General features: G+C 39.8%; 8 protein-coding genes. 7 read left to right on the forward strand and 1 reads right to left on the reverse strand.

The window, feature by feature from the left end:
- Positions 1–73: 73 nt before the first annotated feature.
- Complete coding sequence (locus UXI14_RS03065) at positions 74–2,101, forward strand: sulfatase-like hydrolase/transferase (protein WP_335964774.1); 2,028 nt, start codon at positions 74–76, stop codon at positions 2,099–2,101.
- Positions 2,102–2,247: 146 nt separating this feature from the next.
- Here UXI14_RS03065 and UXI14_RS03070 read toward each other — a convergent pair whose 3' ends face one another.
- Positions 2,248–3,846, reverse strand: a complete 1,599-nt coding sequence (locus tag UXI14_RS03070) for a DUF6377 domain-containing protein (RefSeq protein ID WP_335964775.1) — start codon at positions 3,844–3,846, stop codon at positions 2,248–2,250.
- A 422-nt stretch (positions 3,847–4,268) separates the two neighbouring features.
- Between UXI14_RS03070 and UXI14_RS03075 the strand changes: the two genes are divergently transcribed.
- The 6 genes from UXI14_RS03075 to UXI14_RS03100 all read left to right on the forward strand — a co-directional run bounded on the left by UXI14_RS03075 (position 4,269) and on the right by UXI14_RS03100 (position 13,805).
- Entirely contained in the window at positions 4,269–4,793 is a 525-nt protein-coding gene (locus tag UXI14_RS03075; protein WP_335964777.1) for a DUF5004 domain-containing protein, read from the forward strand.
- Positions 4,794–4,800: 7 nt separating this feature from the next.
- The gene (locus UXI14_RS03080) at positions 4,801–5,874 is read left to right on the forward strand and encodes a hypothetical protein (protein WP_335964779.1); all 1,074 of its coding nucleotides are present in this window, start codon (positions 4,801–4,803) and stop codon (positions 5,872–5,874) included.
- A gap of 39 nt (positions 5,875–5,913) precedes the next feature.
- Positions 5,914–8,847 carry a TonB-dependent receptor gene (locus tag UXI14_RS03085; RefSeq protein ID WP_335964781.1) on the forward strand — a complete coding sequence of 978 codons (2,934 nt, stop codon included), beginning with the start codon at positions 5,914–5,916 and terminating at the stop codon, positions 8,845–8,847.
- A gap of 30 nt (positions 8,848–8,877) precedes the next feature.
- Complete coding sequence (locus UXI14_RS03090; protein WP_335964782.1) at positions 8,878–10,380, forward strand: RagB/SusD family nutrient uptake outer membrane protein; 1,503 nt, start codon at positions 8,878–8,880, stop codon at positions 10,378–10,380.
- Positions 10,381–10,506: 126 nt separating this feature from the next.
- Positions 10,507–11,769 carry a glycoside hydrolase family 71/99-like protein gene (locus UXI14_RS03095; RefSeq protein WP_335964783.1) on the forward strand — a complete coding sequence of 421 codons (1,263 nt, stop codon included), beginning with the start codon at positions 10,507–10,509 and terminating at the stop codon, positions 11,767–11,769.
- Positions 11,770–11,792: 23 nt separating this feature from the next.
- Positions 11,793–13,805, forward strand: a complete 2,013-nt coding sequence (locus UXI14_RS03100; RefSeq protein ID WP_335964784.1) for a glycoside hydrolase family 97 protein — start codon at positions 11,793–11,795, stop codon at positions 13,803–13,805.
- Positions 13,806–13,846: the final 41 nt, after the last annotated feature.

Below are 13,846 nucleotides of genomic sequence, written 5' to 3' on the forward strand. Positions count from 1 at the left end.
ATTTTGAAAAGGCATGCTATTACGGATGATTACGGGCATTCAAAATACACTTTAGATTAAAACTTAAGACCTGATGAAATATCTATTTTTTACAGTACTGACATGCCTCTTTATTGGTTGCAAGGAAAAAAAGCAAGTTTCAGAGAATTTTAGCAAGCCAGACCCCAAACCAAATATTATCTTCATTTTGACCGACGATTTGGGGTATGGCGATATTGGGGTGCTTTTCCAAAATCAAAGAAAGAAAGAAGGAAAGCCTCATTTTAAAACCCCGTTTATTGATGAAATGGCAAATAGCGGTATAACCCTTGCAAGGCATTATGTGCCGGCTCCCGTATGTGCACCTTCGAGGGCTTCCTTGTTGTATGGGGTCCACCAAGGACATTCAAACATTAGAAACAACCAATTTGACAAAGCCCTTTCTGACGTTCCAAATATGGCGTCCATGCTCAAGGAAGCAGGCTATGCAACAGCTTTGGTTGGGAAATGGGGGCTACAGGGGTTAACAGGGAACAGCCCAGATACATGGAAAGCATTCCCGACCAAAAGAGGGTTTGATTATTTTTTCGGTTATGTAAGGCATGTAGATGGGCACAATCATTATCCTGCGCACAAAGCACATGACCGGCCTAAAGTAGAATTGTACGAAAATAATGATGAAATTTCGGGAAAATTGGAAGGATGTTATACAACGGACTTGTTCACGGCCGCGGCCAAACATTGGATTTATAATCAGGCAAAAAGTAAAAGCAGACCTTTTTTCTTGGAACTGGCGTTCGATACGCCCCATGCCGGGCTTCAAATTGCACCATCTCCATACCCTGAAGGTGGCGGGGTTAATGGCGGAATTCAATGGAAAGGGACTCCGGGAAGATTTATCAATACGGCAGATACTACCATAGACGACTATTACCATCCCGATTATGCCAAGAAAGATTGGCCAGACCCCCAAAAAAGATTCGCTAGCATGGTGAGGCGCATAGACAATGCCATTGGCGATATCAGGCAACTTTTAAAAGACCTTTCGATAGACAGGGAAACATTGATAGTGTTTACGTCCGATAACGGGCCTCATAACGAATCGTATGGCTATGGAAAATACGATCCTACCTTTTTTGATAGCTTTGCTAATCTTGATGGCATTAAGCGAGATACATGGGAAGGAGGTATCCGTGTGCCCACGTTTGTAAGCTGGCCCGGCCATATCCCGGATGGCATTAAAAACAATCAGCCGAGTGCTTTTTACGATTGGATGCCAACATTTGCTGAAATAGCAGGCATTGCACCCCCTGCCAGGACAGATGGAGTATCGTTATGGCCAATATTGAATGGCGAAAAGGAAACTAACGATGGAATGGTTTATATTGAATATAGCCAAAACGGGAAGACCCCGGAATATTCCGAATTTGAAAAACGGCACCAGGGAGCAAAAAGAGGAGAAATGCAGGTTGTTTATTTGGAAGGCTATAAAGGCATCCGGCAAAACATACAATCTCAAGATGATGATTTTCAGATATACAATATTCAAGAAGATGCTGAAGAAACCAAAGATTTAGCTTCTTCAAGCCCTTATTTTGAAGCACTTCAAACCCGGATGAAGAGCAAAGTGCTACAAAGCCGCCGACCGGATCATGAGGCAAAACGGCCTTATGACGGAATAATTGTTCCCTCGGTTAAATTAAAAAACATAAAAAAAGGCATACAATATACTTCCTACAAAAAAACAACCTCATGGATTCCGGATGTTAGGGTAATAAAGAACCAGCAACTGGCAAATGGAGTGCAAAAGGCATTAAATATAACCAACATTGTTAAAGGAGACTCCATGGTCGTTAGCTACAAAGGATATCTACATGCCCCAACTTCTGGTGAATATACCTTTAGCCTGCAAGCAGATTCAAATAGTATTTTAAGAATCCACAATGCAAAAGTAATCGATATGGAAGATAGGGAAGCGCCTTTAGAAGCCAAGATAATGTTGGAGAAGGGATATCATCCCCTTAATTTAATTTATGCACACAATAAAGGAGAACCCAGCTTATCTCTTAAATCAAAAGGACCAAACGATATTGTTTTTAAAGAAATGGATTTTAGTTATTGATGGAAGTTTGTAAGATTATAGAGTGGAAAATACAGCTATAAGTTATGAACTGAGTAATTTGTATAGTAAGGATTGAGTTTTTGAAACTTATATCTTGGCCATATATTTAAAATTGAATGGATATATTTATAATTACCCCCCAACCATCAATATGTTTTAATCTCCATAATCCGTTTATCAAAATTATCCTTGTGTAGGGATTTACTTTTTATTCTGGTTTTATAGGTATAGATGGTTGTAATGGAAAGTTCCAAAAAATTGGCAATTTGGTTATTGTCCTGTATTCCCAAGCGGTATAATGCAAAAATCCTTAATTCGGGGCTTAAAAGCTCGTTGGTTTTCATATTGTATTGATGCTCAATGGGAAATAGGCTGTTAAATTCTTCAATAAAAGTTGGGAATAATTTCAAAAAGATTTCATCGAATTGACGAAACAGGTTTTCGCGCTCCTTTTTTACACTGTACCTGTTTAGTGCCGGGAGGACATCATCAAACTTCTTCGAAATAATTTTTTGGCGGGTAGTTTTTTGTAAGGTATCCAGTTTATTAATAAAATCGGATGTTGCCTGAATGAAATAGGTAATATATTCTTGCTTTATAGTATCGGCTTCGCGTAAATGCACGTTTAATTCCTGCAATTGTTTGTAGGAGGCCGTTAATTCTTTTCTGGATTTGCTTTTGGACTTAAGCTGTTTAAAAATTATAATTAAAAAAACAATGACAATGATTGCCAAAACGGCCAGTAAGGTAACCATGATTTCAAGGAAGCGGTTTTGCTTCGAGATGTTGTACATCTGGGCTTCCTCGATAATAGGAAGAATACTGGATATTTGAATTTTTCGGTGCCTGGCATTGTAAAAAGTGGCATCGTCCATTGCCAAATGGATATAGGTATTTGCCTTTTTAACATTTCCGGCTTTGTATAGTTCATTGGCAAGATTCCTTAAAGCCACGGTTTCCTTGGTAGCACTTTGAATATCAGAGATGGCAGCCAGGGCCAAGTATTCAATGGCTTTCTCCTTAAACCCGCGCTCCGAGAAAATATAGCCAAGGCTCGAAGTGGCAATCCCATAAAATTCGGGAGAAAGGTCGTAGTTATTGATCCAATATTGAAAGGCAAATTCGGCTCCTTTAAAATCCTGTTGTTTCATGCGCCTCAAACTTTCGGCAGCCCAATAATCGTTATCGTTTTCATCCACCAGCTCCAGAGCTTTGGACAAGCATTCGTTGCCCTGTTGTATGTAATGGATATTAAACCTGCTATCGTTATTATAATCGGCCAGATCGTAATAAGTTCTTGCTTTTACCGAGTAATACTGGAATTTGTTCTCTTTATTCAAGGTTTTTACGTCAATACTGTTTAGTGTATCTATAGCCTCTTTGAAAAGTCCGGAAGATAACAGCACAAAACCTTCCTGTACCTTTATTTCGTTTTGAAGTTCGGGGGTTTTAAGGGCAATGGCCTTTGTTTTTGCTTTTTCGAGGTAATAATATGCAGAGTCGTATTTAAAAGATTTGTATTCTTTAAAGAGCGATAAATAAGTGTGGTATAGTTGAACGCTATTGCCATTTACCACATATTTTTGAACATCTTTTTTAAGCGCCTGTATGGCATCGTATTTTTTTTGAATATAAATTTCTTTTCGGGCAATTTCACGATCAAGCCGATTCAGGGTATTCTGTGGGTCCTGTGAAAAGGATAAAGTATAAATAAGGATAAAAAAAATAGTTGCAGTATAGCGCATGCTGTAGTTGGGTTATATAGGATAAAAATCAATTTAAGAATAATAAAATATAAAGCTTAAATTAATCAAAAAACAGTAAGTTTTTTAATTAAAATGAGTTATTGCCTCAAATGGTCCTATTATTTATTATATCGATAAATATTGGATGCAATATATGTGTTTTTGAAAAAAATACCTCTAAAAAAATACTGTTTTAGCAATGTGTATTGTTTAAAACACCTATAAATTTTTAAATATTATCTAGATTTTTTAGCGGTATAAAAAATATTAATCAATTAAAAATCAATAAATTAAGTTATTTGTTGGCTCGATATTATCTTGATTTTAACTATATCGTTTTCTTTCCCTTCAATTTGCCCATAGTTTTGATTGATTCCAAAATGGAATTGCAACTAACATAAATTAATCAAACAACTAAACGTATGAAAAGTCTACGCCTAAAAATCCTGTTATTGGGGTTATCTCTGGTATGTTTCTGGGGATGCAACAAAACCGACGACGGGAGCTACACAACACCCATTACACTTTATGAAAAAGTAGGCGGTAGTTGGAGCCTAAAAAGCTTGAAAATGGTAGATGAATTTGCAAAGGCAAACGAGATCAAGCCAGACGAGCAGAATTTGGAAAGCTTTTTTAATTATCAGGATTTTAAATTATTGCTGAATGTAGATCAAACAATGAACCCCACTTCTTATAAAGTAGAAGGAAATGTGCCACCATTGTTTGAGCCCTCGGGTTATTGGGAATTAAGCTCACCTTTTCAGCCCACTACTGCCAATGCGGTGCGCATTAAACTTTACAGCGATGCTTCAAAATCAAAACTTACTGAAGAATTGCGGCTAACCTCCATTCCGGGATCTACAAGTGATATGCAGGTGCAATTGGTAAGAAGCTCCGAAGGTACTGCTTACCTCTCTTATATTTTTAATCTAACGGCAACTAACTAACGATATTATGAAAAAACTACTATACGCACTCTTTTTGCTATGTTTTTTAGCACCCATAACGAGCAGGTCGCAAGAGGAAGCCGGGGACGTTTCCAAAATTTGGTCTTACCCCGTAATTTATAATTATGACGAAGAAGTTACTTGGTATTTTGATATGGCCGGAACGACCTTTACCGAGGATGAAGATTTGTATATATGGATTTGGTCACCTTCTGAACCCGATGCCGGGAACTGGGAAAATTCATCAGATTTTGCAAAACTTTCTTATGAAGGAAACTTTATATGGAGCTTTACCTTGACGCCAACAACGTATTTTTCTGTTTCTGCTGAAGATATTGCCGCAAGTGCAGGGTTTTGGCTCCGCCTGAAAAATAAGGACGGAAGCAAGCAATCGGGCGTTGCTCAGGTTAGCTATATGCCTTTCAATGATTTTGAAACTGCCAATGAGCTAATACGTTCCTATCCAACCAAGCCGAGTTTGGACGAAGGCTTGAGCATTCTTTTTAATGCCAATTTAGCCGAAGGCTTCGATGGGGTAGAGAGTGTGCATTTTCATAGCGGACTTAACGATTGGGAAGTATTGCAGGAATATCAGGCATGGCTCCCGGAAATTAGTGCAAAGACCCAATTAAAAGACTTAGGGGGCGGAATCTATAAAATGGACCTTATTCCATCAGAATACTACGGAACGGAAGACGGCTATGTAATGACCAACTTGAATTTTTTAATGGTTGCCAAAGATTGGGCGGCGACCATTCCGGATCAGGTACTTAACGCTGCCGAATACATCCCGCCGCCACCGCCGGAATTTAAGTTTTTCCCCCTTCAGATAAGTCAAAAAGATTTCCTGGGAATGATTAGGACAAACAACGAACGGGGTGTTACAACTTTAAAATATACCATAACGGCCGGTTCTAAAATAATTGAAGGGGAATTTACCGGAGGAACCAGCGAAATTAAGGGTTTTGTGGACTTGGTTACAGAATTGCATGGAATGCCCGGGTTGAGTCAAATTCACGTGTTGGTGAGCGATAACAATGATAGGGTAATTACAGATACAACCATGCCGCTTAAAAAATAGTGCTGGTATATAGCACATTTACAACCAAAAAAATAAAAAATGAATACAAAAAATACAAATTATAAGTTGCCAAAACTTGCATCTTTTAAGGCTTTGGTACTAATTGGGTTATTGCTGATTTCTATTGTTTCGGCCAGGGCCCAGGATAAAAAAACAATATCGGGAACCATTTTCGATAGCGATGGGCAACCACTAGCAGGAGCCACGGTAATGGAAAAGGGGACTTCCAATGGAACTACTGCCGATTTTGATGGAAATTACTCCATAGAAACAACTAACGGAAGCACTTTGGAAATATCGTTTGTTGGGTTTGTTACAAAGCCAATTGTAATTAACAATACAACAGCTTCGCCCCTGAACGTAACCTTGGAAGCCGATATGGTGAGCCTTGATGCCGTAGAATTGGTGGCCGTAGGTTATGGGACCATGCGTAAATCGGATTTAACCGGGGCCATATCAACAGTAAATTCCGAAGAGCTTGTAAAAGGAACATTATCTTCAACAGAACAAGCTTTACAGGGTAAAGTAGCCGGGTTAACGGTTGTTCAAGGTACGGGCGATCCAAGTAGCGGGGCCACTATGCGCTTGCGGGGCGGTACTTCTTTAACGGCCAGCAATAATCCTTTAATTGTAATCGATGGGATTCCCGGCGTGGACATCAATCAGGTGCAACCAAATGATATAGCTTCAGTAGATGTGTTGAAAGATGCTTCGGCCACAGCTATTTACGGTTCCCGTGGGGCCAATGGGGTTATCATCATCACCACAAAAAGCAAGGCAGCAGGGTTTTCCGTGTCCTATTCGGGAATTTCAGGAATTAGTTTTGCTTCCAATCATCTGGATATGTTGTCGGCCAATCAATGGCGGTCTTATGTAAGGGGAAATGAAACCGTTGGTGCTATCGATTACGGGGCAGATACCGATTGGCAGAAGGAGCTGGAACGGGCTGCATACCGCAGATCGCATACCTTGAGTATGTCTGCCGGCGGCGAAAATAGCGGAATGAGAAGTTCCATTACTTATTTTGATAATGAAGGGATTGTCAAGACCACGGGCCTGCAACGGTTAAGCGGAAATATTAATGTGCACCAATTTGCCTTGGATAAGAAAATCCGTTTCGATGTGGGACTTTTTGCTACCATCGATAAATGGCATCCATTGGATTACCGCATTTTTGAACGTGCTTTTAATTTGAATCCTACAATTCCTGTATATGATGAAAATGGGAACTTTACCGAAGTGGGAGGGACCCTTTATGAAAACCCAGTAGAGATCCTGACACATAGAACCACCGATGATAAAAGAAACAGGTTGTTGGGCTATTTTAAAACGGAATTCAATTTTACGCCAGCATTAAAAGGGGTGGTAAATCTTTCGTTGGAAAACAATGCCCATACCGGAAATACCTATAAACCATCTACAGCTGTTTTAGAAGGGCGTACCGAAGGCGGTTATGCCCAGAAAGTATACGACGAATATACCAATATGCAATTGGAAGCTTACTTGAGCTATACCAAAGAATTTGGAAAGCATATGCTTAATGCCATGGGCGGATATTCTTACCTTGAAAATACATATGAGGGGTTTGGGGCTCAAAGAAGTGGCTTTGAAACCGATCTGTTTGAGTACAATAATTTAGGTGCCGGACAGGATTATCGTTTAGGAGATGTATATTCCTACAAAGGAAAGTCTAATTTGGTTTCTTTCTATGCAAGGGCAAATTATTCTTACGACAGTAGGTATATGGTTACGGCCACCGTTAGGGAAGATGGTTCTAGCCGGTTTGGCGATAATAATAAATGGGGATTCTTTCCGTCGGCATCTATGGCATGGAACATTGCCAACGAAGAATTTATGGACGGAACCAATAATTGGTTGAATCAATTGAAACTCCGTGGCGGATATGGAGTAACAGGAAACCAGGATGGAATAGGAGAATATAAATCGTTGTCCATATTGGGCGTGGGGCAGGATAGTTATTACGATCCCGCTACGGATAGCTGGAAGCTGGCATATTCTCCAACACAAAACCCAAATCCGGACCTTAAATGGGAGTCTACCGAGCAATTTAACGTGGGATTGGATTTTGGCTTGTTTGGCAGGATTACAGGTTCCCTGGAATGGTACAGCAAGACAACCAAAGATTTGCTTTATACATACCAGGTTCCCCAACCTCCTTATTTGGTGGGCACCATGCTTGCCAATGTGGGCGAATTGTCTAATAAGGGTATAGAACTCACCCTGAACGCCAACATTATAAACAACGATAAATTTAAATGGGATGCCAATCTTAATTTGTCCAGCAATGAACAAAAAATAGAAAAGCTATCCAATCAGGTTTATGAGACCGACGTAATTTACAGCGGTTCGTTACACGGTTTATCAGGAATGTCCAATCAGTTTTCCCAGATTATCAAAGAAGGATATCCCGTAGGAACTTTTTGGGGTTACGAAAGTAGCGGACTTGATGAAAACGGGGCATTTATCTTAAGCGAAGAAAAAACAGATATCGGCGATATTCAACCTTCCTTAAATGTGGGTATCGGTATGAATTTTACCTATGATAATTTTGATTTCAGCTTCTCGGGTTATGGAATGTTCGGCCAAGATGTGCTAAATGCCACCAATATGATGCTGTACGATCCAAACCGATTGCCAGCATATAATGTGCCTGATGATTTTTTAGATAGCGGAATTACCTCCGATCCAACATATTCAAGTTATTGGGTTGAAGATGCTTCATTTTTTAGGTTACAAAACGTTACGTTCGGTTATACAGTTCCTATGGACAAAGTATTTTCAAAATTACGCTTATACCTAATGGGCGAAAACCTTGCTGTTTTTACTGGGTATAATGGCGTGGATCCCGAGGTAGACATGACCGGGCTTGCAGATCCGGGGCTGGACCGCTTCAACAATTACCCAAGACCAACTACCGTTTCGTTCGGACTTAATATCACATTAAAAAATTAAAGGAACAGTTAGATTATTAAACCTATTAAAATGAAAAAAAATATTATAACCATACTCGTTACAACTTTATTGGTAACTGCTTCCTGTACAAATATGGAAGAAGAACTATACGATAAGGTCCAAGACGACGATTTCGGAACGACTCCCAAAGAAGTGGAAGCTTTGGTTGGGGGTGCGTATTCTTCGTTGCGAGGATTTAGCGATGAAATTTCAAATTCCTTTCCAACCTGCGAATATGTTTTCTTTTTAAATGAAGTAGCCTCTGATGAGGCCACCATCCCGACAAGGGGCCAAGATTGGTACGATGGGGGCCGCTACCAGCAAACACAGCGCCATACATGGGATGCCGAAAACGGAATGATTTTATCGGCTTGGCGGTACTGCTACACAGGCATATCTAAAGTAAACTCCATTATTTACCAAATAGATCAATCGGGGTTAAGTGAGGACGATAAAAAACCTATTTATGCCGAGTTAAAGGCCATAAGGGCATATTATTATTACAGGCTTTTGGACATGTTTGGGAATGTTCCCATTATTACAGACTTTAAGGACCAGGAACTTCCTGCCAATTCCACACGTAAAGAAGTGTACGATTTTGTGGAAAGCGAATTGTTAAATGCCCTCCCTTACCTGCGTTCTGAAATTGTATATTCAAAATTCACAAAGAATGTAGCCTATACCTTGCTTGCCCGGTTGTACCTTAATTCTGAAGCTTTTGTGGGAATTGCACGTTGGCAAGATTGTATTGCCATGTGCCAACAAGTTTCCGGATATTCCATCAACCCAGATTTCTTTGCCAATTTTGCTACGGAAAATCAAGGTTCCAACGAGCTTATTTTTGCCATTCCATACGATTCTGATGCGGGGACTGTTGGAAATTACCTATCGTCCATGACCTATCATTATTTGCACCAGTTTACGGTTTCTGTAACCGGGGATTATCCTTGGTGTGGAAACGGGATTTGTGCACAACCTGGCGCGTATTCTAAGTTTTTGGATACCGATAAACGTAAGGCCAGCATGCTTGAAGGCGAACAAATAAACTTGGCCACCGGCTCGGTATTGATTATGGATAGCGGCGAGCCCCTTATCTATACCGAAGCGATTGAAGATTTTACCAATGCGAAACAAAATGAAGGAGTACGCTTGAGTAAATACGAGGTAAAGGAAGGTGAAAAATGGGAAAGAGACCACGATTGGGTGGTTATGCGCTATGCCGAGGTTTTGATGATGCAGGCAGAATGTTATGTACGCATGGGATCACCAGAATTGGCACGGCCGTTTTTAGACCAAATAGCACAAAGGGCAGGTACTGAAACCCCGGATGTAATAGATCTTGATTATATAAACGACGAATTGTTGAGGGAATTTGCCTTTGAGGGCCGCAGAAGGACAGACAACATACGTTTTGGAACTTTTTTCGAACCGTGGTGGGAGAAGGAAAGCACTCCAAAATATCGTGGGATTTTCCCCATACCGCAATCAGAGCTGGATAAAAACAAAAACCTAAAACAAAATCCGGAATATTAAAATACAGTAGAAGCAAAGGGGCTTAGATTACATATTTATAAACCCAATAGTTAGCTTTTTTGAACACGGCAAGCCCCTTTGTTATACTGGTTTTGGATACTAGATTATTAATTGAAATGAAGAATAATGTACACATACACAAAACTGTTTTTAGGGCTGTTTTACCTCTTTTTTTGCTGTTCTTGTGATGGGGATTCAGGAGAAGAAACGGTTTCTCCAGAAAAAGAGTTTAAAGTAGAAGAATTAGCCGCTAAACCTGTAGATAAATCCAATTCGGCCAAGCTTTTAATGCATTACATGAGCTGGTTTGAAACCAAGGAAAGTAGTGGCAATGGGCAATGGGGCTACCATTGGACCATGAACCATAGCAATCCTGATATTGTAGGAAAAAATGGAAAAAGAGAAATAGCTTCTCATTATTATCCGCTTATCGGGCCTTATCATTCGGGAGATAAAGATGTAATAGAATACCATTTGCTTTTGATGAAATATGCAGGCGTAGATGGAATTTTAATTGATTGGTATGGAACGTACAATTTAAACGACTATGCCATCATCCATGAAAATGCAGGGCAACTTATAGCCATGCTCGATAAAGTTGGACTGGAATATGCTTTTGTTTACGAAGACCGCTTTCTCAATAATATTGTAGAAGCCCAATTGGCCTCAACACCTGTAGAGGCCGCCAAAAAAGATATGGTTTATCTAAAAAATAATCATTTTGGCAATTCAAATTATATCCAACTGGACCAAAAGCCGTTGTTAATGGTCTTTGGCCCCATTACTTTAAAATCACCCGATCAATGGATTTCTGTTTTTGATGAAAGTCAAACCGAACCCTCTTTTTTAACACTTTGGAACCAAATAAACGAGGCCGGAGAAGTTGTCGTGGGAGAATATGCATGGGTTTATAAAGGGCAATCCTATTTAGAAGACTTTTACCAAACACGGATTAAGGAACTGGATTTTTCCATAGGAAGTGCCTATCCCGGATTTGAAGATTTTTATGCCGAGGCCGGAGTAAATGCCGGTATCGATTGGGAAATATCCCCTTTAAACGGGCAAACCTTCAAAGAAACCTTGACCCTCTTTAAAAACTCTTCGTTAGATTGGTTGCAACTTATTACATGGAACGATTTTGGAGAAGGAACTGCCATAGAACCAACAGACGAACTAGGTTTTAAGTACGTTGAAGCACTTCAAGATTTTGCAGAAGTTTCACAAAACAAGGACGTTTTTGACGTAATATATCAATTATATCAGCTAAGAAAACTTCATAAAGACAACAGCTCCATTCAATTGCAACTGGACCAAGCTTTCTACCATTTCGCAGCGCTTCAGCCGCAAGAGGCAAAAACAATAATAAATAGCATAAAAAACAAACCCTGAAAACATATACAATGAATATGCGAATGTTTCAAAGGAATATACTGTTCCTCACATTAATAGGCTTATGCCTTTCCTGTACAAAACCAGTAAACGAAATATTGGTTTCCTCGCCCAACGGAAATCATCAATTACTATTTAAACTGTCAACCAAAGGAGAGCCACTTTATCAAATCAACAGTAATGGAAAAAAAGTGATCACGCCTTCAGAACTCGGAGTCGCTTTTGTAGGTCAAGATAGTTTAAACAGCGGCTTTGAATTACTTGGAGTTGAAAAAAATAGCGTCGATACTACTTGGAGCCAACCATGGGGCGAGTTTGAATTTATTAGGGATCATCATAACGAATTGATTGTACATTTAAAAGAGACCGATAAAAAACACCGTTTGTTGAACATTGTTTTTAGGGCATTCAATGACGGAATTGGTTTTCGTTATGAATTTCCGGAACAACCGGAATTAAAAGAAGTACAAATTTTAGATGAGTTCACGGAATTTAATTTTCCCGAAGACCAAAAAATATGGTGGATCCCCGTACATGGTGAGAATAGTTACTATGAAAGTTTCTACCGAAAAACCCCGATGAGTGAAACAGACACCATTAATACCCCGGCTACCATAGAAACCAACGATAGTCTATTTGTGGCCATACATGAAGCAAATTTAACCGACTTTGCATCCATGACCCTAAAAAATACCGGGGGGAGCCATTTTAAAAGCGAACTGGTCCCTTGGTCGAATGGTGTAAAAGTATATGCCAGCACGCCATTTGTAAGTCCTTGGAGAACACTTGTTATAGGCAAAAAACCAGGCGATCTGGTAACATCGACTTTAATGCTTAATTTAAACGAACCTTCAAAAATAGACGATTTATCGTGGATCAGGCCTTCCAAATACATTGGAATATGGTGGGGAATGCACTTGGAAAAATTTACTTGGGGGCAAGGAGAAAAGCACGGGGCCACAACAGAAAATACCAAAAACTATATTGACTTTGCTGCCGAGAACGGCTTTGATGGCGTCTTGGTTGAAGGTTGGAACCAAGGTTGGGATGGCGACTGGACAGCCGACGGAAATGCTTTTAGCTTTGTGAAACCATACCCAGATTTTGACCTTGAGGAAATAGGCAAATATGCCGTACAAAAAAATGTGCGCTTAATTGGACATCATGAAACGGCAGGGGCAGCCAGGCACTATGAAGATGAAATGGAAGATGCCTTTAAGCTATACCATAAAAATGGGGTCAATACCGTAAAGACCGGATATGTAAATAAATATTTGGATAAAAAAGAATGGCATGATAGTCAATATGGCGTACGGCATTATAGAAAAGTAGTTGAAACAGCGGCAAAATATCACATAATGATCGATAATCATGAACCTGTAAAGGGCACCGGCCTGCAAAGAACATATCCTAATTTAATGACGCAGGAAGGTGGGCGCGGACAAGAATACAATGCCTGGTCGCCCGATGGCGGGAATACCCCCGAACATACAACTGTTGTCCCGTTCACACGGATGCTTTCCGGACCTTTTGATTTTACCCCGGGGAACTTCAATTTTGATTATGAAACCCCAAACGGAGCAATGGTTAATACAACCGTAGCCAAACAGTTGGCTTTGTATGTAGTGGTTTTTAGCCCGTTGCAAATGGCATCAGACCTTCCCGAAAATTACAGGGACCGACCGGCTTTTGAGTTTATTAAAAACGTACCGGTTTCCTGGTCCGATACCAAAGTGTTGAATGCCCAAATTGGTAAATATGTAACCATGGTCAGAAAAGACCGTAAAAGTGGAGACTGGTATCTGGGTTCCATAACCAATAAAGAGGCCCGTAATATGGATATTTCCTGTAATTTTTTAGATAAGGGCAATACATACGAAGCCACTATTTATACTGATGGAGAAGGCGCTAATTATAAAGATAACCCTTATCCGGTAGGAATTACAAAAAGAAAAGTAACATCAAAAGATACCATAAACATACATCTGGCCCCGGGCGGAGGAACGGCCATAGCTTTTAAGGCATTAAAAGAATAATTTAAATTTTGAGTTAGCGTTTTTTAGTTTACATTATCTTT

This window comes from Galbibacter sp. PAP.153 (assembly GCF_037029175.1).
Taxonomy (GTDB): domain Bacteria; phylum Bacteroidota; class Bacteroidia; order Flavobacteriales; family Flavobacteriaceae; genus Galbibacter; species Galbibacter pacificus.